This window comes from Streptomyces sp. NPDC005799 (genome assembly GCF_040630525.1).
Lineage (GTDB): Bacteria > Actinomycetota > Actinomycetes > Streptomycetales > Streptomycetaceae > Streptomyces > Streptomyces griseorubiginosus_B.
Genome location: NZ_JBEXXQ010000035.1, coordinates 15,493 through 39,260, shown reverse-complemented (window position 1 = coordinate 39,260; position 23,768 = coordinate 15,493). Strand labels below are relative to the sequence as shown.

Genomic DNA, 23,768 nt, shown 5'->3' with positions numbered 1-23,768 from the left:
GGGGCTGACCACCATGTGACCGGCCGGTAAGGTCAGTGGCGTGCCGAAGCCGCTCAGTCTCCCCTTCGATCCCATCGCCCGCGCCGACGAACTGTGGAAGCAGCGCTGGGGCAACGTGCCGTCGATGGCGGCCATCACCTCGATCATGCGCGCGCACCAGATCCTGCTCGCCCAGGTGGACGCGGTGGTCAAGCCGTACGGACTGACCTTCGCCCGGTACGAGGCGCTGGTGCTGCTCACCTTCTCCAAGGAGGGCGAGCTGACCATGTCGAAGATCGGCGAGCGGCTCCAGGTGCACCCCACGTCGGTGACGAACACCGTCGACCGTCTGGTCAGGTCCGGCCTGGTCGCCAAGCGCCCCAACCCGAACGACGGCCGCGGCACCCTCGCCTCCATCACCGACAAGGGCCGCGAGGTCGTCGAGGCCGCCACCCGTGACCTGATGGCCATGGACTTCGGCCTCGGAGTCTACGACGCGGAGGAGTGCGCCGAGATCTTCGCGATGCTCCGCCCGCTGCGGGTGGCGGCGAACGATTTCGACGAGGACTGACCCGGCCCAAGATCTCCCGGAACGGGCGGTTACGCTCGACGTCATGAAGAAGAGCGTGCTGACCCGCTACCGCGTCATGGCCTACGTCACCGGTGTGCTGCTGGTCCTGCTGACCCTGGGCGTGATCGCCAAGTACGGGCTTCACGTGGACGGCGCCGACAAGTTCACCACCGTCATCGGCATCGCCCATGGCTGGCTCTACGTCGTCTACCTGGTCTTCGCCTTCGACCTGGGTTCCAAGGCGAAGTGGCCGGTCGGCAAGCAGCTGTGGGTGCTGCTCGCGGGGACGGTCCCCACGGCCGCCTTCTTCGTCGAGCGCAAGGTCACCCACGAGCTGGAGGCCAAGGTCACCGACGGCACCCCCGCGGTCGCCAAGGTCTGACGTACCCCCCTCTCTCACACACACCCACAGCTCTCACAGCCCTCACGGCTCTCACCGCCGTACGCCACACACACGTACGGCGGTCTCCCGTCGACAGTTACTAGGACGTCCTAGTAACTTCGATGGTATGGACGCTGACGCGATCGAAGAGGGCCGCCGGCGGTGGCAGGCCCGGTACGACGCCGCGCGGAAGCGGGACGCCGATTTCAGCACGCTCTCCGGGGATGCCGTGGAGCCGGTGTACGGGCCCCGGCCCGGGGACGAGTACGAGGGGTTCGAGCGGATCGGGTGGCCGGGGGAGTACCCCTTCACGCGCGGGCTGTACTCGACCGGGTACCGGGGCCGGACGTGGACCATCCGGCAGTTCGCCGGGTTCGGGAACGCCGAGCAGACCAACGAGCGCTACAAGATGATCCTCGGCCACGGAGGCGGGGGCCTGTCCGTCGCCTTCGACATGCCGACCCTCATGGGCCGTGACTCCGACGACCCCCGGTCGCTGGGCGAGGTGGGGCACTGCGGGGTCGCGATCGACTCCGCCGCCGACATGGAGGTGCTGTTCGACGGCATCCCGCTCGGGGACGTGACGACCTCCATGACCATCAGCGGGCCGGCCGTCCCGGTCTTCTGCATGTACCTCGTCGCCGCCGAGCGGCAGGGCGTCGATCCGGCGGTGCTCAACGGCACGCTCCAGACCGACATCTTCAAGGAGTACATCGCCCAGAAGGAGTGGCTCTTCCAGCCCGAGCCCCATCTGCGGCTGATCGGCGACCTGATGGAGTACTGCGCGGCCGGCATCCCGGACTACAAGCCGCTGTCCGTCTCCGGCTACCACATCCGGGAGGCGGGCGCGACGGCCGCGCAGGAGCTCGCCTACACCCTCGCCGACGGCTTCGGATACGTGGAGCTGGGGCTCAGCCGCGGACTGGACGTGGACGTGTTCGCGCCCGGGCTGTCCTTCTTCTTCGACGCGCACGTCGATTTCTTCGAGGAGATCGCCAAGTTCCGTGCGGCGCGCAGGATCTGGGCGCGGTGGATGCGGGACGTGTACGGGGCCCGGTCCGAGAAGGCCCAGTGGCTGCGCTTCCACACGCAGACCGCCGGTGTCTCGCTCACCGCGCAGCAGCCGTACAACAACGTGGTCCGTACGGCCGTCGAGGCGCTCGCCGCGGTGCTCGGCGGCACCAACTCGCTGCACACCAACGCCCTCGACGAGACCCTCGCGCTGCCCAGTGAGCAGGCCGCGGAGATCGCGCTCAGGACCCAGCAGGTGCTGATGGAGGAGACCGGGGTCGCCAACGTGGCCGATCCGCTGGGGGGTTCGTGGTACGTCGAGCAGCTGACCGACCGGATCGAGGCCGACGCCGAGAAGGTGTTCGAGCGGATCAAGGAGAGGGGTCTGAAGGCCCACCCCGACGGACGGCACCCCATCGGGCCCGTCACCTCCGGCATTCTGCGCGGGATCGAGGACGGCTGGTTCACCGGCGAGATCGCCGAGTCCGCGTTCCGCTACCAACAGGCCCTGGAGAAGGGGGAGAAGCGGGTCGTGGGCGTCAACGTCCACACCGGGTCGGTGACCGGTGACCTGGAGATCCTGCGGGTCAGCCACGAGGTGGAGCGGGAGCAGGTCCGCGTGCTGCGCGAGCGGAAGACGGCGCGGGACGAGACCGCCGTACGGTCAGCGCTCGACGGCATGCTCACCGCGGCCCGTTCGGGCGCCAACATGATCGAGCCGATGCTGGACGCCGTACGCGCCGAGGCGACGCTGGGCGAGATCTGCGGGGTACTGCGGGAGGAGTGGGGCGTGTACACGGAACCCGCCGGGTTCTGAGGAAACCGAACTGCGCTCCCAGAACCCGCGAGGAGGCCGGCGCCCGGCGGGGTGAATCGATTCGCCTTCTTCTCCACCGTCCATCCCACGCATACCATCGGCACCGTCGACTGTGCCGACCGCTAGGGGACCTGACGGTGCGTAGGCTGTTCAGACCGAGGGCCGTCAAGGGCGCCCTCGCGATCGCGGCGGCCCTGCTGCCGTGCGCGTGGTTCGCCCCGCTCGCCTCCGCCCACGCGGGGCCGCCCACGCCGAACCCGGTGGCCGAGCGGCTCGACGCCTACTGGACGGCGGACCGGCTGGTGGCCGCGCTGCCCAGCGACACCGCCGACGACGACGCGCAGACCGTCTCCACCAAGGTCGACGGCCCCCGGCCCGGCGAGTACGTCCCGCCCAGCCGCAGCTTCGACGGCATGCCCCAGGCCGGCACCTTCTTCTGGACCGACCCCACCGGCACCGGGCGCACCTGCAGCGGCTCGGTGGTGCACAGCCCCGGCCATGACCTGGTGCTCAGCGCGGGCCACTGTCTGCGCAGCTACTCGGGCAGCTCCCCGCGTCGCAACCTGGCCTTCGTGCCGCAGTACCACGACGGACTCAAGCCGTTCGGTGTCTTCCCGGTACGCGCCAACGGCGTCTACGTCCCCCAGGAGTACTACGACCTGGGCGAGGACGCGGGCGCCGAGTACGACGTCGGTTTCGCCGTCACCGAACCCAACCAGAACGGCCTGTCCCTGGAGGACGCGACCGGCGGCGCGGTGCGGCTGCTGACCGGGACCGGATACCGGCACGCCCCGGTACGGATGATCGGTTACCCGGGGGGAGCCGAGAAGCCGCTGGAGTGCTGGAGCTGGACCACCCGCTGGGACAGCGACGACCCCGCCGACCCGGGCAGCTATCTGCGCATCGGCTGCAAGGCGTTCGTGGACGGCACCAGTGGCGGGCCGATGCTGGTGCCGTGGTCGGGCGGCTGGGCGGTGGTGGGCATCATCGGCGGCTACCACACCGGCGGCAACACCCCCGAGATCTCCTACAGCGCCTACTTCGGCGACAAGGTCCGGGCCCTCTACGACGACGCGGTGAGCGGAGCCCCGCCGGCCGGCCCGTCGTCCTGAGGCCGCCCCTCGACGTCCGCTCCGAGGCCGCCCAGGAGCAGGGCGGTGAAGGCGCGCACCCAGTCCTCGTCCGCCGGGCGGCCGCTGACCAGGGTGCGGTGGACCACAGCGCCCGCCACCACGTCGAAGATCAGGTCGACCGTGCGGGCCGACTCCGCCGGATCCGGCTCCGGGGCCAGTTCGCCGCGTCGCTGGGCGCGGGCGCGGCCCTCCAGGACCAGGCGTTTCTGCCGGTCGACGACGGAGTCCCGGATGCGCTCGCGCAGGGCGTCGTCGCGGGTGGACTCCGCGATGGCCGCCATCAGGCCGCTCTTGGCCTCGGGGCGGTCCAGGATCGCCGCGAGCTGCAGGACCACGCCCTCGATGTCGGCGGCGAGGCTGCCGCGGTCGGGCAGGCGCAGTTCGTCGAAGAGCTCGGCGACCGCGTCGACCACCAGTTCGTTCTTGCCCGCCCAGCGGCGGTAGAGGGTGGTCTTCGCGACCCCGGCCCGGGTCGCGACGTCTCCCAGGGTGAGCTTGGACCAGCCCAGCTCCACCAGCGCCTCCCGGGTGGCCGCGAGGATCGCGGCGTCCGCCTCGGCGCTGCGCGGGCGTCCCGAGGCGCGGGGGACGGGGGAGCGGCTCTGCATCCCTCGACCATAACCGGCGGTTCCTGTGATGCCGTGAGGGAGATCACCGGAGGGTGGTACCCAGGAGGCACCCAGTGCCATTACGCTACGACTCGTAGCGAAACCACGGGCGTGGCGCGGGGTGGGGACCCGGCGCCGACCACACGCGAGTTCGACCGGCTTTCACGGCGCTTTTCATTCACACGCGCGGACGGGGGAGGATAGACGCATGCAGCCACGGAACATGTCCATGAGCGGAGTCGTCGACCTCGCCGCGGTGAAGGCGGCCCAGGAGGCCAAGGCCAAGGCGGAGCAGGCGCGCGCTGAGGCCGCCCGGCACGGCGGCGGCACCGGAGCCGTCTCTCCGGCCGATCTGGTGATCGACGTCGACGAGGCCTCCTTCGAGCGCGACGTCCTGCAGCGGTCCACCGAGGTGCCCGTCGTCATCGACTTCTGGGCCGAGTGGTGCGAACCCTGCAAGCAGTTGAGCCCCGTCCTGGAGCGGCTCGCCGTCGAGTACGACGGGCGCTTCCTGCTCGCCAAGATCGACGTCGACGCCAACCAGATGCTGATGCAGCAGTTCGGCATCCAGGGGATCCCGGCGGTGTTCGCGGTCGTCGCCGGCCAGGCACTGCCGCTCTTCCAGGGGGCCGCGGGCGAGGCGCAGATCCGGCAGACCCTGGACCAGCTGGTGCAGGTCGCCGAGGAGCGCTTCGGCCTCACGGGCCTGACGGTCGACCCCGACGCGGAGCCGGGCGGCGCCCCGGCGGGCGCGGAGGCGGTGCCGGCCGGGCCCTACGACGCCCTGCTCGAGGCCGCCGTACGTGCCCTGGACTCGGGGGACTTGGGCGGTGCCATCCAGGCCTACAAGAACGTACTGAGCGACGACCCCGGTAACCCGGAGGCCAAACTCGGGCTCGCGCAGGCCGAGTTGCTCCAGCGGGTGCAGGGGTTGGACCCGCAACAGGCGCGCAAGGAAGCGGCCGAGAAGCCGGCCGATGTCCAGGCGCAGATCGCCGCGGCGGACCTGGACCTGGTCGGCGGTCATGTGGAGGACGCCTTCGGGCGGCTCATCGAGACCGTCCGGCGCACGGCGGGTGATGACCGGGACACGGTACGTCTGCGACTGCTGGAGCTCTTCGAGGTCGTAGGGGCGGATGATCCGCGTGTGGCGACGGCCCGGCGGGCGCTCGCGCGGGCGCTGTTCTGACCAGTCGCTAAACGCCACGGCATGTGATGCCGGAGTGAAAGATTTGCCGACGGAACGTCAGTGCGGCCGCGCTTTACCAAATCTTGGTAATCGCGGCCGCTGTTACTACGAGTAAGTTACGGGCGTTGATCTGTCGGATTCTGTCCAACGATCAATAGTTTTGTTCCCGCCCCCTGCTGCACCCTCCGTCGCCACCCGAGACCTCTGGGTCGTGCTTCGGTTATCCGGCCGTTACTACCCAGTAACGAAGCCCCTTGTGCGGGCGGCGAGAATGCACCACGATCGGCGACGCTCGGTCCATTCCCGTACCCCGACAGCCGGTCGGGCCGCGGGAGTTCCTGGGTCCCCACCGAGCAGAGACGGCGCCAGGGTGCGCCGGCTCTTGGACAGGGGGGTCTTCGTCCACTCGGCGAAGCCTGTCCAGCAAGGTTGTGCGTGATGCGTGTCAGGCGCGACCAGTGGTTGTCGCTCGGGGGTGATCGCCGGTGATCGGTGCGCGGTTCGCGCCTCCGAGTACGGGCGCTCCCCTTCCCGAGGACGTAGCACTTCTCCCATCCCTGCCCGGACGAGCCGCCGACTGGGGGCCGCCGGGACCAGGAGATGTACGTCCGAGAAGGAGGAAATATGGAGTCCCAGGTGCGTGGCGGGACCAGATGGAAGCGGTTCGCTGTGGTCATGGTGCCCAGCGTCGCCGCTACGGCCGCGATAGGTGTCGCCCTCGCGCAGGGCGCTCTCGCCGCGTCCTTCAGCGTGTCCGGCCAGCAGTTCAAGGTCACGGCCGACCAGCTCGAAGGTGACGGATTCGCACAGTACGGCGCCGTCGACTCGGGGTACACCCTCGACGGCCAGAAGACGGCCCACCCGGTCGCGGTCTCGGCGTTCAACTCCGCGACCATCAAGGGTCTGTGCCAGTCGGTCGTCACCCCGAACATCCCGATCATCGGCAACGTCAGCCTGATCCTGAAGGCGGGCGGCGGCGACAAGCCGGTCGAGGCGAGCAAGCTCTACATCGACCTCGACGACCTGAGCGCCGACGCGACGTTCACGAACATCGACATCGGTGTGGCCGCCAAGGACGCCAGCAAGGGTCCCGGCATCAAGAGCGGTGACACCGCGAACCCGTACGGATTCGCGCAGCAGGCCGATCACGCCTCGCTGAGCGGTGTGAAGCAGACGGCGTGGGCGACCACCGCCGGAACCTTCAAGCTCAGCGGGCTGAAGATGTCGGTCCAGACGGGCACCCACGAGTGCTACTGAGCACTCGTTGACGGGCGGGGGAGCCGAAGGGCGCCCCCGCCCGTCCACCTTCCACCGACTTCTTCACACGCAGCACAAACTCATCACCACAGCACCATCACCACAGCAAAGCCGCACCAGGGAGCTGTTTTCCATGAGCGCCGAGACTCCTGCCGTACCCGCCGGCCAGTTCAGTCGCCGGAGGGCGCAGTTCCGCGCCTGGCGGGGCACGCGGCCGTTCTGGGCGGGGCTCTTCGTCCTGCTCGCCGGTTTGCCGATCATGTACTTCCCGTACGCGCATCTCCAGGTCGGTCATCTGACGTTGGCGATGGCCACCACGGGCGGGGCCGGCTCCCTGATCATCGGCGTGCTGCTCGTCGTGCTGGGATTCAGCCTCTGGTTCCAGAAGCACGTACGGGTCTTCGCGGGCGTCGCGGCGATCCTGCTGGGCCTGGTCTCCATCCCGGTGTCCAACCTCGGCGGCTTCCTGATGGGCTTCCTGCTCTCGCTGGTCGGCGGGGCCATGGCCGTGTCGTGGGCGCCGGGCGTGCCGCCGGAGGAGCAGCCGGTGCAGGAGGACACCACGGGAGCGGGCGACGCCCCGCAGGCCCTGGACTCCGACACCACGATCCTCAAGCCCGTGGTCGGTGAGTCGAACGATCTGTCAGGAACGAGCCCGGCCAACGGGGCGAACGGGAGGCACAGTGCCGGCTGACGAGGTGACCCACGGGACTGATGTGGACGAGTCCCGTGTGAGAACCGGGCCGCGCCACGCGGCCCCCAGGAAGCCGCTGTTCACCAGGTTCCACATGCCCGCCGGCAAGGCGATAGCCATGGCGGCGATGCCGACGGCGGTCATCGTGGGAATGGGGTTCACGTCCTCGCTGGCCCTCGCCGACAGCGGTGGCTCCACCGCTACGACGAACAGCCAGAAGGCCGACGACTACAAGGACTGTGTCGCGGCCCTGGACGGCTCCTCGGCCTCGCCGTCGCCCTCCGCCTCGGCGAGTTCGAGCGACTCCGCCGACAAGGCGACGCCCTCGCCGTCCGCCTCGTCCTCGGCGGGCACGTCGAAGGACTCGTCGACCGCGGACTCCGGCAAGACCTCTTCGTCGGATTCAGGTTCCGACGACAAGGCCACGCCGACCCCGTCCGCCTCGCAGAGCAAGTCCTCCTCCGGCGACACCGCGACGACGCCCACCCCCTCGGCGTCGACGAGCAGCAGCAGCGGTGGCGGCCTGCTGGACACCATCGGCGACACGCTCGGCAGCATCTTCACGGGCGGCAGCGGCAGTTCGACGTCGAGCGCGAGCCCGACGCCGTCCCCCTCCGCGTCGTCCTCGGCGAGTGCCACCAAGGACTCGTCCTCGGGCGCCGGCGTCTCGGACACCGTCAAGGACACCACCAAGAAGGTCACCGACACGGTCGACGGCACGGTGAAGGGCGCGACCGACGCGGCGTCCAAGGCGGCGGACAGCGCCACCACGGCGGCCGAGAAGGCGGCCGAGGCGGCCACGTCCTCCGCCAGCCCCTCGCCGAGCGCGAGTTCGAGCGCGGACGCGGCGAACTGCGACGCCGCCACCGACAACACCAGCGGTGTCGACAACAAGGTTCCGGTGGCGAACGACCCCTGGTACCTCAACGCCAGCTCGCTGACACTCAAGGGCGCCGACTACAAGGGCATCGTCGAGGTGAAGACGGCCGGAGGCACCGTCAAGAAGGTGCTGAAGTACGTCATCTCCGGCGGCACGGACATCGGTGACCTGCACCAGACGGTCAAGGACACGAGCCAGGGCAAGACCTACCACGTGCAGGCCGGCAAGGGCACGACGTCCACGATCCGCAACGGCGACACCACGATGTACACGCAGTCGATCTCCGGGAACCTGTTCGGTCTGATCCCGATCACGTTCAGCCCCGACAACCCGCCGCCGCTGAACATCCCGCTGATCTATTTCACCAACGTCAAGGTCGTCCAGGCCGGCCAGTTCGGCGGCACCCTGCACGTGCCCGGGATGCATGTGTACACGACCGACGGAACCGGCTGAGCGCCGCCACAGGCCCGTTCGGGAGCCGCGAGGAACTGAGGGCGCCCCCTGATCCAGGGGGCGCCCTCAGCGCCGTACAACCGCCTTCACGGCGGCGTCAGTTGTTCGTGCCGCCGATGTGGTGCACGCGGAGCATGTTGGTGGTGCCGGGGACACCGGGGGGCGAACCCGCGGTGATGATGACGATCTCGCCCGGGCTGAAGCGGTTGATCTTGGCGATCTCCGCGTCGACCATGTCGACCATCTCGTCGGTGGTGTTGACGAACGGCACCACGTGCGACTCCACGCCCCAGCTGAGGGTCAGCTGGTTGCGGGTGTTCTCGTCGGTGGTGAAGGCGATGATGGGCTGCTGCGCGCGGTAGCGGGACAGCCGGCGGGCGGTGTCGCCGGACTGGGTGAAGGCCACCAGGCCCCGGCCGCCGAGGAAGTCGGCGATCTCGCAGGCCGCACGGGCGACCGAACCACCCTGCGTGCGCGGCTTCTTGCCCGGCACCAGCGGCTGCAGGCCCTTGCTGAGCAGTTCCTGCTCGGCCGCGGCGACGATCTTCGACATCGTCTTCACGGTCTCGACCGGGTAGGCGCCCACGGAGGACTCCGCCGACAGCATGACCGCGTCCGCGCCGTCGAGGATCGCGTTGGCCACGTCGGACGCCTCGGCGCGCGTGGGGCGGGAGTTGGTGATCATCGACTCCATCATCTGGGTCGCCACGATCACCGGCTTGGCGTTGCGGCGGCACAGTTCGATGAGCCGCTTCTGCACCATGGGGACCTTCTCGAGCGGGTACTCGACGGCCAGGTCACCGCGGGCGACCATGACGGCGTCGAACGCCATCACGACGCCCTCCATGTTGTCCACCGCCTGCGGCTTCTCCACCTTGGCGATGACGGGGACCCGGCGGCCCTCCTCGTCCATCACCTTGTGGACGTCGGTGACGTCCTTGGCGTCGCGGACGAAGGACAGGGCGACCATGTCGCAGCCCATGCGCAGCGCGAAGCGGAGGTCCTCGACGTCCTTCTCGCTCAGCGCCGGCACGTTCACGGCGGCGCCGGGCAGGTTGATGCCCTTGTGGTCGGAGACGACACCGCCCTCGATGACGATCGTCCGCACCCGCGGGCCCTCGACGTCCAGGACCTTCAGCTCGACGTTGCCGTCGTTGATCAGGATCTGGTCGCCGCGGTCGACGTCACCGGGCAGGCCCTTGTACGTCGTGCCGCAGATGCTCTTGTCGCCCGGGACGTCCTCGGTGGTGATGACGAACTCGTCACCGCGCTCCAGCTCCACCGGACCCTCGGCGAAGGTCTCCAGACGGATCTTCGGGCCCTGCAGGTCGGCGAGGACGCCAATGGGGCGCCCGGTCTCCTTGGCCGCGGCACGGACGCGGTCGTACCGCCCCTGGTGCTCGGCGTGGGTGCCGTGGCTGAAGTTGAACCGGGCCACGTTCATTCCGGCCTCGATCATCGAGACCAGCATTTCGTGGGAGTCGACCGCGGGGCCGAGAGTACAGACGATTTTCGAACGGCGCATGGGGCGATCCTATCGGTTTATTTCGCCGCGGAATATTCCGTCTGGCGGAAGATTCATATGGGCGGAGCGGTGCTCATTTGCCGGTTACTGCTCGGTCACTTCTTTACGAGCGCGTAGGCCTGCGTAGCGATTTCCAGTTCTTCGTCGGTGGGCACCACGGCGACCTTCACCCGTGCGTCCGCGGGCGAGACCAGCCGCGGCTCGTCGCCCCGTACGGCGTTCAGCGCGCCGTCCACCGCCAGGCCCAGGGTCTCCAGGCCCGCGACGGCAGCCTCCCGCACCTCACTCGCGTTCTCCCCGACTCCCGCTGTGAAGGCGATCGCGTCCACGCGGCCGAGTACCGCGCAATAGGCGCCGATGTACTTCTTCAGGCGGTGAATGTAGATGTCGAAGGCGAGCTTCGCCTCCTCGTCGCCCGCGTCGATCCGGCGTCGTATCTCCCGCATGTCGTTGTCGCCGCAGAGGCCGATCAGCCCGCTCTTCTTGTTGAGAAGAGTGTCGATTTCATCGATGGACATTCCGCCAACACGCGCCAAATGGAAGATGACGGCCGGGTCGATGTCCCCGGAGCGCGTACCCATCACCAGCCCCTCCAAAGGCGTCAGCCCCATGGAGGTGTCCACGCACTTCCCGCCGCGCACCGCGGACGCGGAGGCGCCGTTGCCGAGGTGCAGCACGATGACGTTGACGTCCTCAGGCGCCTTGCCGAGCAGTCTCGCCGTGGCCCGGGAGACATAGGCGTGCGAGGTGCCGTGGAAGCCGTAGCGCCGGATGCGGTGCTCGTCGGCCGTCGCCACGTCGATCGCGTAGCGGGCGGCCGAGTCCGGCATCGTGGTGTGGAAGGCGGTGTCGAAGACGGCGACCTGCGGCAGATCGGGGCGCAGGGCCCGGGCGGTGCGGATGCCGGTGAGGTTGGCCGGGTTGTGCAGCGGAGCGACCGGGATCAGCCGCTCGATCTCGGCGAGCACGGTGTCGTCGATCACGGTCGGCTCGGTGAAGGTCTTGCCGCCGTGCACCACCCGATGCCCGATCGCGGCCAACTCGGGGGAGTCCAGGCCGAGTCCGTCCCTGGAGAGCTCCTCCGCGACGGCCTTCAGGGCGGCCTCGTGGTCGGCGACCGGGCCGACCGACTCGCGGGTCCCGCCGCCGCTCGCGAGCGGCGTGTGCCGGATCCTGGAGGTCTCCTCGCCGATCCGCTCGACGAGCCCCGCGGCCAGCCGGCTGCTGTCCCGCATGTCGAGCAGCTGGTACTTCACCGACGAGGAGCCGGAGTTGAGGACGAGGACGCGGGTCGCGCTCACTTCAGGGGTGCCTTCTCTGCGGAGTTCTGGGCCTGGATGGCGGTGATGGCCACGGTGTTGACGATGTCCGAGACCAGGGCGCCCCGGGACAGGTCGTTGACCGGCTTGTTGAGGCCCTGCAGCACCGGGCCGACCGCGATCGCGCCGGCCGAGCGCTGCACGGCCTTGTAGGTGTTGTTGCCCGTGTTGAGGTCCGGGAAGATCAGCACCGTCGCCTGACCGGCCACGTCGGACTCCGGCAGCTTGGTCGCCGCGACGGTGGGCTCCACGGCGGCGTCGTACTGGATGGGCCCCTCGATCTTGAGGTCGGGGCGCCTGGCGCGCACCAGCTCCGTCGCCTCGCGCACCTTGTCGACGTCGGCGCCCGAACCGGACGTGCCCGTCGAGTACGACAGCATCGCGATCCGCGGCTCCACACCGAACTGCTCGGCCGTCGCGGCCGACTGGATGGCGATGTCGGCGAGCTGCTCGGCGTCCGGGTCGGGGTTGACCGCGCAGTCGCCGTAGACGAGGACCTTGTCGGCGAGGCACATGAAGAAGACCGAGGAGACGATGTCGGCGTCCGCCTTCGTCTTGATGATCTCGAAGGCGGGACGGATGGTCGCGGCCGTGGAGTGGACCGAGCCCGAGACCATGCCGTCCGCCAGGCCCTCCTGGACCATCAGCGTGCCGAAGTAGTTCACGTCGCTCACCACGTCGTACGCCAGCTCCACCGTGACGCCGCGGTGGGCGCGGACGGCGGCGTACTTCTCGGCGAAGGAGTCGCGCAGCTCGCTGGTGGCCGGGTCGATCAACTGGGTCTCGCCCAGGTCGATGCCGAGGTCGGCGGCCTTCTTGCGGATCAGGTCGACCGGTCCGAGCAGCGTCAGGTCGCACACGCCCCGGCGCAGCAGCACCTCGGCGGCGTGCAGGACGCGCTCCTCGGTACCCTCCGGCAGCACGACCCGGCGCTTGTGGGAGCGGGCCTGCTCCAGCAGCTTGTGCTCGAACATCATCGGGGTGAGGCGGTCGCTGCTCGGGGCGGAGACCCGCCGGATGAGGTCGGCGGTGTCGACGTACCGCTCGAAGAGGCCGAGCGCGGTCTCCGCCTTGCGCGGGGTGGCCGCACTCAACTTCCCTTCCAGGGAGAAGAGTTGCTCCGCGGTGGGGAAGCTCATGCCGGGCACCGAGAGCACCGGCGTACCGGGCGCCAGACGGGCGGCCAGGGTGAGGACGTCGTCGCCCGGCACCTCGCCCAGGGTGAGCAGCAGGCCGGCTATCGGCGGGGTGCCCGCGCTGTGCGCGGCGAGCGAGCCGACGACCAGGTCCGCGCGGTCGCCCGGGGTGACCACCAGACAGCCCGGGGTCAGGGCGCCCAGCAGCTTGGGCAGCATCGCCCCGCCGAAGACGAAGTCGAGGGCGTCCCGCGCCAGCCCCGAGTCGTCGCCGAGCAGCACCCGGGCGCCGAGGGCCTGGCTGATCTGCCAGACCGTGGGCGCGGAGAGCGCGGGCTCGTCCGGTACGACGTAACAGGGCACCGGGAGCCGGGAGTCGAGCTGCCGGGTCATCTCGTCCCGGTCCTCGGGAGCGACCCGGTTGGTCACCATCGCCAGCACGTCGCAGCCGAGCCCCTCATAGGCGCGGTAGGCGTTGCGGGTCTCGGCGAGCACGGCCTCGGCGGGCTGCTTGCGGCCGCCCACCACCGGGATCACCGAGGCGCCGAACTCGTTGGCGAGCCGGGCGTTGAGGGACAGCTCGTCCGGCAGCTGGGTGTCGGCGAAGTCGGTGCCGAGGACCAGGACGACGTCGTAGTCCCGGGCGACGACGTGGAAGCGGTCCACGAGCGTGGACACCAGCTCGTCGGTCCCGCGCTCGGCCTGCAGGGCGGAGGCCTCGTGGTAGTCCATGCCGTAGACCGTGGCCGGGTCCTGGGAGAGCCGGTAGCGGGCGCGCAGCAGCTCGAAGAGACGGTCGGGACTGTGGTGGACCAGGGGCCGGAACACCCCCACCCGGTCGACCTGCCGGGTCAGCAGCTCCATGACCCCCAGTTCGACGACCTGGCGGCCGTCGCCGCGGTCGATACCGGTCACGTACACGCTGCGCGTCACGCGTGCTCTCCGTTTCGTCTGGCGTTCGTCTGGCGCCGGTACAGACATCGCCCGTCGGGGCGAGCGGAACCCCCTTGACAATACCCTCGGCGCTGGATAGGGCGCCCGTCAGGACGGGGGGCCGACCGCGCAAGGCGGCCCGGCCATCCGGGTGATAAGGGACACAACGGACTTGGCCGTGGAGCATGAAACAATCGGATCTGCTCACCGGTACCGAGACCGAGCAGGAGACACAGCACGATGCGCATCGGAGTTCTCACCGCAGGCGGCGACTGCCCCGGCCTGAACGCCGTGATCCGCTCGGTCGTGCACCGGGCGGTGGATCACTACGGCGACGAGGTGATCGGCTTCGAGGACGGTTACTCCGGCCTGTTGGACGGCCGCTACCGCCCCCTCGACCTCGAGTCGGTCAGCGGCATCCTGGCCCGTGGCGGCACCATCCTCGGCTCCTCCCGGCTGGAGCGTGACCGGTTGCGCGAGGCCTGCGAGAACGCCTCCGACATGATCCACGAGTTCGGCATCGACGCGCTGATCCCGATCGGCGGCGAGGGCACGCTGACGGCGGCGCGGATGCTGTCGGACGCCGGTCTGCCGGTGGTGGGCGTCCCCAAGACCATCGACAACGACATCTCCTCCACGGACCGCACCTTCGGCTTCGACACCGCGGTCGGTGTCGCCACCGAGGCGATGGACCGGCTGAAGACCACCGCCGAGTCCCACCAGCGGGTGATGGTGGTCGAGGTCATGGGCCGGCACGCGGGCTGGATCGCCCTGGAGTCCGGCATGGCGGCCGGCGCCCACGGCATCTGCCTGCCCGAGCGCCCCTTCGACCCGGCCGACCTGGTCAAGATGGTCGAGGAGCGCTTCGCCCGCGGCAAGAAGTTCGCGGTGGTCTGTGTCGCCGAGGGCGCCCACCCCGCCGAGGGCACCATGGACTACGGCCACGGCGAGATCGACAAGTACGGCCACGAGCGCTTCCAGGGCATCGGCACGGCGCTGGCGTACGAGCTCGAGCGGCGCCTCGGCAAGGAGGCCAAGCCGGTCATCCTCGGCCACGTCCAGCGCGGCGGTGTCCCCACCGCCTACGACCGGGTGCTCGCCACCCGCTTCGGCTGGCACGCCATGGAGGCGGCCCACCGGGGCGAGTTCGGGAAGATGACGGCACTCAGGGGCACCGACATCGTGATGGTGCCGCTGGCCCAGGCGGTGACGGAGCTGAAGACGGTGCCCAAGGACCGGATGGACGAGGCGGAGTCGGTCTTCTAGGCCCTCCCCCGCCAATCCCTTCGGGGGTCATTCGGTGTTGTCCTGGACCGCGGCCCAGAAGTGGTCGACGATCCGGTCCAGGAAGTCCCGCCCCGCGTCGCCGGCCGTGTTCGCCGCGCCGCCGTCGCCCCAGCTCAGCGAGGCGACCATCTGCCCCTGGTAGTCCTGGTGGAGCTGCTGGAGGGAGCCTTCCAACAGCCGCCGGTGCAGCGGTACCGCCTTGGCGACCGGCCGGACATACGCCTGCCAGCGCGTGGTCACCGCGCCGCGCAGCATCTCGGCCAGCTTCGTCTCCCGCCCCGTGACGGTGATGTAGTCCGGCAGCGACAGGTCGAGCAGCTCGGCGAGGGCGGCGGACTGGCGGTCGTTGCCGCGCCAGGTGCAGTGCTCCTCCATGTCGAGGTAGGCGGACAGCTCGAGCCCGACGAAACGGGCCACGTTCTCGGGCGCCAGGCCACGGGCGATGCGGTGCTCGCGCAAGGTCCGCGGCTTCCCGATCAGTTCACCGGGGGAGCACCACAACACGCCCGCGAGGGCGGAGAGTTCGGTGTTCGTCGGGGACATGGTCCCGCGCTCCCAGGAGGTCACCAGGTCCGCGGTCACGTAGGGCAGTCCGAAGGAGACGCGCATTCCGTAGGCGACGTGCTCGGGGCCCATGTCGAGGGCCGTGCGCAGCCGGCGGGCGGCGATGGCGTTGAAGGGCGGGGCGGGCTGAAGGGGCCGAGTGGAGTGGTTCGGGCGGTTCGGGTGGGGTGACGGTGGGTGCACGCGCCACAACGTAGGGGGGCGGGAGTGCACTGACTACGGTCTGTTCGGCCAGGAATACGGATTGTAGGAAGGTACGGCTGTGCTGCGTTCCGGGGTCGGTGGAGCGCGCCGGCTGGCAAGGTAGAGGGGCATATGCGCGAACGTCCCCCGTCACCGCCCGCTGACACCCGACCGGGATCGGCCCTGACGACGCTCCCCGAACCTCGCGCCTGTGGACGGAGGTCGAAGGAACGTGCGTCAGAGCGCGTACCACGCCCCACCGGGCGGCCGAGCCGAACCCGCGGCTCAATCCCGCCGTTCCGCTCCGCCCGGGCAGGTGACTCACCCCTTGACCGCGCCGCCCAGGGCGAAGCCTCCTCCCAAACGCCGGGCGATGAGCACGTACAGCAGGATCACCGGCGTCGAGTAGACGATCGAGAACGCCGCCAGCTGCCCGTACGCCACCATTCCCCGGTTGCCGAAGAACTCGTTGATGCTCACGCTCGCCGGCATCTGGTCCGGCGTGAGCAGCAGCATGAACGGGACGAAGAAGTTGCCCCACATCACGACGAAGGAGAAGACGGTGACGACCGCGACTCCCGGGCCCATGAGGGGGAGCACGATCCGGACCAGGGACTGCATCGAGGAGGCCCCGTCCGTCCACGCGGCCTCCTCCAGCTCCTTCGGCACCCCGTCCATGAAGTTCTTCATCAGCCAGATGGCGAAGGGGAGTTGGGAGGCGGCGAAGAAGAGGATGGTGCCCTGCATGGTGTCGATCAGGTTCACCTGGACGAACAGCGCGTACACCGGGACCATGATCGCCGTGATGGGCAGGCTCGTCGCGAACAGGATGGTGAGCAGGAAGGGCCGGTTCAGACGGGAGCGGAAGCGGGAGAGCGGATAGGCCGCCAGGGCCGCGCACACCACCGTCAGCAGGGTCGCCCCGCCGCACAGGACCAGGCTGTTGAGCAGCGGGGTGAAGGTGATGTCCTGCTTCAGGATCGCGTCGAAGTTGGACCAGGTGACGCCGTCGGGCGCCTTCACCCTGAGGTCCGCGTGCGGGTCCACGGAGGAGAGCAGCACCCAGAGCAGGGGCAGCGCGAAGGCGGCGGCGACCGCCAACAGCCCCGCGTCGGCGGCCAGTCGGCGGCTGCGGCGGCGGTCGGCGAGAGTGAGGGCCATGGGGGGTCAGACCTCCGTCCGCAGCAGGCGCAGATAGACCAGGGAGAACAGCGAGCCGACCAGCAGGAGCAGCAGGGCCACCGCGGTGCCGTAGCCGATCATGCTGTTCTGGAAGGCCCGTTCGTACATGAACAGAGGAAGGGTCTGGCTCTTGTTCCCGGGACCGCCCCTCGTCATCACCCAGATCAGTCCGAAGACCGACAGGGTCTGCAGGGTGTTGAGCATCAGGTTGGTGCCGATGGAGCGGCGGATCATCGGCAGGGTGATGTGCCACATCCGGCGCCAGCCGCCCGCGCCGTCGACCTCGGCCGCCTCGGTGACCTCCTTCGGGATCTCGTTCAGCGCGGCCGAGTAGACCAGCATGGAGAAGGCCGTGCCGCGCCAGACGTTGGCGAAGGACACCGCGAGGATCGGCAGGGTGAACAGCCAGTTCTGGGAGGGGAGATGGAGCAGGTCCAGGATGGCGTTCAGGGTGCCCTCGCGGCGGAAGAAGGCGTACAGCAGGAATCCGGCGACGACCTCCGGCAGCACCCACGCCGTGATCACGACACCGCCGGTGAGGGTGCGCACGGGCTTGGACGCCCGTTGCATCAGGGCGGCGAGGGCGAGTCCCAGGGTGTTCTGCCCCAGCAGGGACGAGATGACCGTGAACACGAGGGTCAGCCATACGGCGTTGAGGAACTCCTCGTCCCTGAAGGCCTCGCGGAAGTTGGCGAGACCGACGAAGGAGGAGTGGGCCTGCCCGGTGAGCTGGAGATCGGTGAAGGCGATGTAGGCGCAGTAGGCGATGGGGCCGGCCAGGAACAGCAGCAGGAGGACGACGGCGGGGGACAGGGGAAGGAGACGGGCGAGGGCACGGCGCGTCTGCCGGCGGGGCGGCGGGGAGGCCGCCGGGCGCGAGGGCGACTCGGCCGCCCTCGGGCTCGGTGCGTGCGCGGGCGGGGTCGCGGCGGTCACTTCTTGACGACCTGGTTGTCGGTGGCGTCCTTCAGGGCGTCGTCGTAGCCGCTCGCCGCCTTGTCGACGGAGAGATCACCCGTCGTGACGCCCTCCATCGCCTCCTGGATGGCGGTGGACACCTTCGGGTACGCCGGGTAGGCGGGCCGGTAGTGCGTGCTCGCGACGAGATCCGTGAAGAACTTGATGCCGGGCTGGGCGCTCGCGTACGACGGGTCGCTCGCGACGTCCTTGCGTACGGAGATGCCGGAGTTGGCGATGTACCACTTCTCGGCGTTGGCCTTGGTCTGCATCGTCCTGACGAAGTCGAAGGCGAGGTCGGGGTTGCCCGCCTTGGCGGGGATCGCCCAGGTCCAGCCGCCGGACATGCTCACCTTGCCGGGGGCCTGACCGTGCTGGGTGGGCATGTACGCGAGGCCCAGCTCGCTCGACCACCGCGGCCATTCGTGGCCGCTGCCCTTCAGCCAGGCCTGGGGGAGCCAGGAGCCGTCGAGGGCGATGCCCAGCTTGCCCTTCGGCAGCAGATCCCCGGCGACGATGGTCTGGATGTTGGGGTCGAGGGCGTCGGAGACGTCCGGTCCGAGCTTCTCCTTGTAGACGCTCTCGACGAACCGCAGCGTGTCCCTGAAGCCCTGGCTCCCGGCGATCCACTTCTTGGACGCCGTGTCGTACAGCGGGTCCGTCGTCCCGTCGTTCGTGCCGTAGAGCAGCATCTCGAAGGTCTGCATCGTGGCGGCCTCACCCGCGGGCTTGCCGGTGTAGAGGTTGATCGGCGTGACACCCGGGACCTTCTTCTTGACGGCGCGGGCCGCGGCGAGGACGTCGTCCCAGTTCTTCGGCTGCCAGTCGGCGGGAAGCCCCGCCCGCTTGAAGATGCCCTTGTCGAACCAGAGCCCCCGGGTGTCGGTGCCGTCCGGGACGCCGTACCTCTTCCCGTCCTCGGCCTTCGCCGCGGCCTTCGCGGTGTCGATGAACTGGTTCCAGTCGGGCCACTTGGCCAGGTAGGCGTCCAGGGGCTTCAAGTACCCGCTGGTGATGTCGGAGTTGATGAGGAAGGTGTCCTCATAGACCAGGTCCGGGGCGGTCTTGGGGGAGCGGAGCATCTGCTGCAGCTTGGTGTAGTACTCCGAGTCCGGGGCCTTGATGGGGACGAGCTGGACCTTCTTGCCGGGGTAGCGCTTCTCGAACTGCTTCTTGATGTCCGCGAGATAGTCGTCCATCACACGGATCGAGTTGTCCGTGGACTGCTTGAAGGAGATCTTCACGGTGTCCGGACTGCTGCCGGAACCGCTGCCGCAGCCGGTGAGGGCGCCTGCGGCGAGAGCGGTGGAGAGGAGGGCGGTGATGGCGGCGGTGGGGCGCACGGGCATGACCTCCTGCGGGCCTACGTCGTTGTCGGCCGAGATGGTTGCCCGGTGAAGGTAGGAGGAGTGGTCTAGTCAGGTCAATGCGCCTGCAGGGTTGCGGTGTTGGGGTCGGGGCGGGTACGACGAGCGGCTGAGGCCTGATGCGAAAGTCCCGCCGTCCGCCCGGATGGCGGGCCCTGCGGCGTCATGGAGGAGCGTGCCGGGCGTCGCGGGGCAGGCGGGACCTTCGCAGCAGGCCCTAGCGCCCGGGAACCCACCGGTACTGCAGCTCCGGTCGCCCCACGGTCCCGTACTGCGGGCTGCGCGCCGCCCTGCCCGCGTCGACCAGGTGCTCCAGATACCGCCGGGCCGTGATCCGGGATATCCCCACGGCCTCCGCCACCCCCGCCGCCGTCAGCCCCTCGGCGGCCTCCCGAAGTGCTCCCGTCACCCGCTCCAGGGTTGGCCCGCTCAACCCCTTCGGCAGCGCCGCCGGCGAGGGGGCGCGCAGGGTCGCCAGCGCCCGGTCCACCTCGTCCTGGCCGCTCGCCTCCCCGGCCGCCCCGCGGAACTCCGCGTACCGCACCAGCCGGTCCCTGAGCGTCGCGAAGGTGAACGGCTTCAGGACGTACTGCACGACCCCCAGCGACACCCCTTCGCGCACCACCGTCAGATCCCGCGCGGACGTCACCGCGATCACGTCCGCGTGATGCCCCGCCGCCCGCAACGACCGCGCGAACTGCAGCCCGTGCACGTCCGGCAGATGCAGGTCCAGCAGCAGCAGATCCACCGGCGTGCGGTCCAGCAGCCGCCGTGCCTCCGCGCCCGTGTGCGCCTTCCCGACCGCGACGAACCCCGGGACCCGGCCGACGTACATGACGTGTGCGTCCGCCGCGACCGGATCGTCCTCCACCACCAGCACCCGGATGTCGGTCATGCCTCGCCTCCCGGCACCGGGACGGCCGCCGCCGTACTCAGCGGCAGCCGCACCGCGAACTCCGCGCCTCCGCCGTCCGCCTCGGTCACCGTCAGTTCGCCGCCCTGCCGCTGCACAGCCTGCCGTACCAGCGCCAGACCCAGCCCCCGGCCCCCCGGCCCGGACGGTTTGGTGGAGAAGCCGCGCTGGAAGACCAGGTCGGCGTGGGCGGGATCCACCCCGGCGCCCGTGTCCGCCACCCGCAGCACCAGCTCGGAGCCCACCGCGTAGGCCGTCACCGTCACCCGCGCCCGCACGCTGCCCAGTGCCGCGTCCACCGCGTTGTCGATCAGGTTGCCGAGGATGGTCACCAGGTCCCGGGCGGGCAGGGTCGGCGGCAGCAGACCGTCGTCCAGGCGGCTGTCCTCCGACACCACCAGTTCCACGCCCCGCTCGTTCGCCTGCGCCGTCTTGCCCAGGAGCAGCGCCGCCAGCACCGGCTCGCTCACCGCCGCCACCACCTGGTCGGTGAGCGCCTGCGCCAGTTCCAGTTCCGCCGTGGCGAAGTCCACCGCCTCCTCCGCGCGGCCCAGCTCGATCAGGGAGACCACCGTGTGGAGGCGGTTCGCGGCCTCGTGCGCCTGGGAGCGCAGGGCCTGGGTGAAGCCACGCTCGGAGTTCAACTCGCCCATCAGGGACTGCAGTTCGGTGACGTCCCGGAGGGTGACCACGGTGCCGCGGCGCTCTCCGCCGGACACCGGCGAGGTGTTGACCACCAGCACCCGGTCCGCCGTCAGATGCACCTCGTCCACCCGCGGCTCCGACGCCAGCAACGCCCCCGTCAACGGACTCGGCAGACCCAGGTCCGCGACCGACGTCCCGATCACGCCCCGCTCGCCCTCCAGCCCCAGCAGCTCCCGTCCGCCGTCGTTGATCAGCGCCACCCGGTACTGCCCGTCCAGCATCAGCAGCCCCTCGCGCACCGCGTGCAGGGCGGCCTCGTGGTAGTCGTGCATCCGGCTGAGCTCGGCCGCGTTCATGCCGTGGGTGTGGCGGCGCAGCCGGACGTTGACGACGTACGTGCCGATCGCGCCCAGGGCGAGGGCGCCGACCGCGACGCCGAGCAGCGCCGAGACCTGGCCCCGTACCTGCTTGCTGATCGCCTGGACCTTGATACCGGCGCTGACCAGGCCGATGACGTTGTCGTCCGCGTCCTTGATCGGGGTGACCGCGCGGACCGACACACCGAGGGTGCCCTTGTACTTCTCGGTGAGATAGCCGCCCTGCTGGGCCTTGGCGATATTGCCGACGAAGTGCTTGCCGATCAGCTTCTTGTTGGGGTGGGTCCAGCGGATGCCCTGCGGATTCATGATCGTCACGAAGTCCACGTCGGCGTCGCGCATCACCTTCAGCGCGTACGGCTGGAGCTCGGTGCTCGGCTTGGGGGTGGCGATCGCGGCGTGCACGGAGGGCGCGTCGGCGATGGAGCGGGCCACCGCCATGGCCTGCCGGCCGGCCGCCCGCTCGGCCTGCCGCTCGTCGCTGACGTACGTGAACAGCGCGTATCCGGCCACGACGACCGCGATCAGCACGGCCTGCATGGCGAAAAGCTGCCCCGCCAGGCTGCGGGGTCTCGGGACGGGGAGGCGCATGGCGTCAGTCTGCCTCGCACGTCAAGCGTGAACGAAATGAACGGAAGGGTGACCGCCCTCACAGGGGCACGGGATAGTCACCGCAATGCGGAAGCGAGCGGAAGCGGGACATACGGTTCCAGCCATCGCGGCCGCCGGACGAAACCGCACCCCCGATCCCCATCCCCCGGACGTGAGCCGCACGCCGGTGATGCCGACGAAGACGTCAAGGAGGGCAGCCGTGGCCGCCGCCAGCACCCCCGATACGGCACCTGCCGCACCCCGCGTGAAGCGGGACCGTACCCACTACCTCTACCTCGCCGTGATCGCGGCGGTCCTGCTCGGTATCGCCGTGGGTCTGATCTGGCCCGACGCCGGCGTCGAGCTCAAGCCGCTCGGTACGGGCTTTGTGAACCTGATCAAGATGATGATCTCCCCGATCATCTTCTGCACGATCGTGCTCGGTATCGGATCGGTACGGAAGGCCGCGAAGGTCGGTGCCGTCGGCGGTATCGCGCTCGGCTACTTCCTGGTGATGTCGCTGGTCGCACTGACCATCGGACTCGTCGTCGGCAACATCCTGCACCCGGGCGACGGACTGCACCTCACCAACGCGATCAAGGCCTCCGGCCACGACCAGGTCTCCAGCGACGCGCTCCCGCCCGTGGACTTCGTGCTGTCGATCATCCCGACCACCTTCGTCTCGGCGTTCACCGAGGGCCAGGTCCTGCAGACCCTGCTCATCGCGCTGCTCACCGGCTTCGCGCTGCAGGCCATGGGCTCGGTCGGCCAGCCGATCCTGCGCGGTGTCGAGCACATCCAGCGGCTCGTCTTCCGCATCCTCGCCATGGTGATGTGGGCCGCCCCGATCGGTGCCTTCGGCGCCATCGCCGCGGTCGTCGGCTCGGCCGGCCTGGACGCCCTGAAGAGCCTCGCGGTCCTGATGCTCGGCTTCTACGTCACCTGCTTCCTGTTCGTCTTCGTCGTGCTGGGCACTCTGCTGCGGGTCATCGCCGGGCTGAACATCCTCTCGCTGTTCAAGTACCTGGCCCGTGAGTTCCTGCTGATCCTGTCCACCTCCTCCTCCGAGTCCGCGCTGCCCCGGCTCATCGCGAAGATGGAGCACCTGGGCGTCAGCAAGCCGGTGGTCGGCATCACCGTCCCGACCGGCTACTCCTTCAACCTCGACGGCACCATGATCTACATGACCATGGCGTCCCTCTACATCGCCGACGCCCTCGGCACGCCGATGTCCGTCGGCGAGCAGATCCCGCTGCTGCTCTTCCTGCTGCTGGCCTCCAAGGGCGCGGCGGGCGTCAGCGGCGCGGGACTCGCGACCCTGGCCGGTGGTCTGCAGTCGCACAAGCCCGCCCTGGTGGACGGCGTCGGCCTGATCGTCGGCATCGACCGCTTCATGAGCGAGGCCCGCGCCCTGACCAACTTCGCGGGCAACGCGGTCGCCACCGTGCTGGTCGGCACCTGGACCAAGGAGATCGACAAGGTCCGCGTCCGCCAGGTCCTCGCCGGAGAGCTCCCCTTCGACGAGACCACCCTCCTCGACGAGGGCGTGCAGCCGCACGCCGAGATCCCCGAGCAGGGCGGCGAGAAGGAACTCGCCAAGGCCTGAGGCCCCGGCGAACCCGGAAGGCGCCCGCCCTGAACCCGGGCCCGTTCCCCGCCCACGCCGGACGGCTGAGTGTCCCCCCGTCGCTCAGCCGCCCGGTCCGGGGCAGGCCACCCGGTCCCGGGAGAACCCGCGGTCGCCGCGGCGAACTGACCTCCCCGGATCGTCGTCTCTTACTCCGATGCACTAACGTGCCGTGCCGTCGACCGGCA

At 69.7% G+C, this 23,768-nt stretch carries 20 protein-coding genes; 10 read left to right on the top strand and 10 right to left on the bottom strand.

The features are described from left to right. The first annotated feature begins 40 nt into the window (after positions 1-40). The 4 genes from ABZ453_RS30440 to ABZ453_RS30425 all read left to right on the top strand — a co-directional run bounded on the left by ABZ453_RS30440 (position 41) and on the right by ABZ453_RS30425 (position 3,872). Positions 41-550, top strand: a complete 510-nt coding sequence (locus tag ABZ453_RS30440; RefSeq protein WP_359019793.1) for a MarR family transcriptional regulator — start codon at positions 41-43, stop codon at positions 548-550. 43 nt (positions 551-593) lie between these two features. Continuing rightward, complete coding sequence (locus tag ABZ453_RS30435; protein ID WP_133044713.1) at positions 594-932, top strand: DUF3817 domain-containing protein; 339 nt, start codon at positions 594-596, stop codon at positions 930-932. Between the two features lie 127 nt (positions 933-1,059). After that, the gene (locus ABZ453_RS30430; protein WP_359019790.1) at positions 1,060-2,760 is read left to right on the top strand and encodes a methylmalonyl-CoA mutase family protein; all 1,701 of its coding nucleotides are present in this window, start codon (positions 1,060-1,062) and stop codon (positions 2,758-2,760) included. Between the two features lie 137 nt (positions 2,761-2,897). Further along, positions 2,898-3,872: a hypothetical protein gene (locus ABZ453_RS30425; RefSeq protein ID WP_359019788.1), complete on the top strand. Its 975-nt coding sequence runs from the start codon at positions 2,898-2,900 to the stop codon at positions 3,870-3,872. Here ABZ453_RS30425 and ABZ453_RS30420 read toward each other — a convergent pair. Further along, on the bottom strand, positions 3,824-4,501 hold the full coding sequence (locus ABZ453_RS30420) for a TetR/AcrR family transcriptional regulator (protein ID WP_359019786.1): 678 nt from the start codon (positions 4,499-4,501) through the stop codon (positions 3,824-3,826). The two genes, ABZ453_RS30425 and ABZ453_RS30420, sit on opposite strands and share 49 nt — an antisense overlap. Positions 4,502-4,709: 208 nt before the next feature. On the opposite strand from ABZ453_RS30420, the gene ABZ453_RS30415 reads away from it, so the two are divergent. The 4 genes from ABZ453_RS30415 (at position 4,710) to ABZ453_RS30400 (ending at position 8,974) form a co-directional block, all read left to right on the top strand. Next, on the top strand, positions 4,710-5,690 hold the full coding sequence (locus ABZ453_RS30415) for a tetratricopeptide repeat protein (RefSeq protein ID WP_359019784.1): 981 nt from the start codon (positions 4,710-4,712) through the stop codon (positions 5,688-5,690). A gap of 624 nt (positions 5,691-6,314) precedes the next feature. Then, on the top strand, positions 6,315-6,947 hold the full coding sequence (locus ABZ453_RS30410; protein ID WP_208782162.1) for a DUF6230 family protein: 633 nt from the start codon (positions 6,315-6,317) through the stop codon (positions 6,945-6,947). Positions 6,948-7,080: 133 nt separating this feature from the next. Next, positions 7,081-7,641, top strand: coding sequence for a DUF6114 domain-containing protein (locus tag ABZ453_RS30405; RefSeq protein WP_359019781.1), 561 nt, complete (start codon positions 7,081-7,083; stop codon positions 7,639-7,641). Continuing rightward, on the top strand, positions 7,631-8,974 hold the full coding sequence (locus ABZ453_RS30400) for a hypothetical protein (RefSeq protein ID WP_359019779.1): 1,344 nt from the start codon (positions 7,631-7,633) through the stop codon (positions 8,972-8,974). Before ABZ453_RS30405 ends, ABZ453_RS30400 begins: the two co-directional genes overlap by 11 nt. 97 nt (positions 8,975-9,071) lie before the next feature. On the opposite strand, the gene pyk is transcribed toward ABZ453_RS30400, so the two are convergent. The 3 genes from pyk to pta all read right to left on the bottom strand — a co-directional run bounded on the left by pyk (position 9,072) and on the right by pta (position 13,887). Then, a complete protein-coding gene (gene pyk, locus ABZ453_RS30395) occupies positions 9,072-10,499 on the bottom strand; it encodes a pyruvate kinase (RefSeq protein ID WP_359019777.1) in 1,428 nt (475 codons plus the stop codon). A 95-nt stretch (positions 10,500-10,594) separates the two neighbouring features. After that, positions 10,595-11,800, bottom strand: coding sequence for an acetate kinase (locus ABZ453_RS30390; RefSeq protein ID WP_359019775.1), 1,206 nt, complete (start codon positions 11,798-11,800; stop codon positions 10,595-10,597). Further along, positions 11,797-13,887 (bottom strand): phosphate acetyltransferase, encoded by a 2,091-nt coding sequence (pta, locus tag ABZ453_RS30385; protein ID WP_359019773.1) that lies wholly within the window; start codon positions 13,885-13,887, stop codon positions 11,797-11,799. Before pta ends, ABZ453_RS30390 begins: the two co-directional genes overlap by 4 nt. Before the next feature lie 240 nt (positions 13,888-14,127). On the opposite strand from pta, the gene ABZ453_RS30380 reads away from it, so the two are divergent. Then, positions 14,128-15,153: an ATP-dependent 6-phosphofructokinase gene (locus ABZ453_RS30380; RefSeq protein ID WP_359019771.1), complete on the top strand. Its 1,026-nt coding sequence runs from the start codon at positions 14,128-14,130 to the stop codon at positions 15,151-15,153. Positions 15,154-15,180: 27 nt separating this feature from the next. Here the strand turns inward: ABZ453_RS30380 and ABZ453_RS30375 are convergent, their stop codons facing one another. The 6 genes from ABZ453_RS30375 to ABZ453_RS30350 all read right to left on the bottom strand — a co-directional run bounded on the left by ABZ453_RS30375 (position 15,181) and on the right by ABZ453_RS30350 (position 21,953). After that, positions 15,181-15,921: a helix-turn-helix transcriptional regulator gene (locus tag ABZ453_RS30375; RefSeq protein WP_359019769.1), complete on the bottom strand. Its 741-nt coding sequence runs from the start codon at positions 15,919-15,921 to the stop codon at positions 15,181-15,183. Positions 15,922-16,242: 321 nt separating this feature from the next. Beyond that, positions 16,243-17,082: a carbohydrate ABC transporter permease gene (locus ABZ453_RS30370; RefSeq protein ID WP_359019767.1), complete on the bottom strand. Its 840-nt coding sequence runs from the start codon at positions 17,080-17,082 to the stop codon at positions 16,243-16,245. A 6-nt stretch (positions 17,083-17,088) separates the two neighbouring features. After that, on the bottom strand, positions 17,089-18,039 hold the full coding sequence (locus ABZ453_RS30365) for a sugar ABC transporter permease (RefSeq protein WP_359019765.1): 951 nt from the start codon (positions 18,037-18,039) through the stop codon (positions 17,089-17,091). Continuing rightward, a complete protein-coding gene (locus ABZ453_RS30360; protein WP_359019763.1) occupies positions 18,036-19,409 on the bottom strand; it encodes an extracellular solute-binding protein in 1,374 nt (457 codons plus the stop codon). The genes ABZ453_RS30365 and ABZ453_RS30360 overlap by 4 nt, the downstream gene beginning before the upstream one ends. Before the next feature lie 235 nt (positions 19,410-19,644). Next, complete coding sequence (locus ABZ453_RS30355; RefSeq protein ID WP_240871309.1) at positions 19,645-20,322, bottom strand: response regulator; 678 nt, start codon at positions 20,320-20,322, stop codon at positions 19,645-19,647. Continuing rightward, on the bottom strand, positions 20,319-21,953 hold the full coding sequence (locus ABZ453_RS30350) for a sensor histidine kinase (protein WP_359019761.1): 1,635 nt from the start codon (positions 21,951-21,953) through the stop codon (positions 20,319-20,321). Before ABZ453_RS30350 ends, ABZ453_RS30355 begins: the two co-directional genes overlap by 4 nt. A 220-nt stretch (positions 21,954-22,173) precedes the next feature. Here ABZ453_RS30350 and ABZ453_RS30345 point away from each other — a divergent pair, with 220 nt between their 5' ends. Continuing rightward, positions 22,174-23,559 carry a cation:dicarboxylase symporter family transporter gene (locus ABZ453_RS30345; protein ID WP_359019759.1) on the top strand — a complete coding sequence of 462 codons (1,386 nt, stop codon included), beginning with the start codon at positions 22,174-22,176 and terminating at the stop codon, positions 23,557-23,559. Positions 23,560-23,768 lie beyond the last annotated feature (209 nt).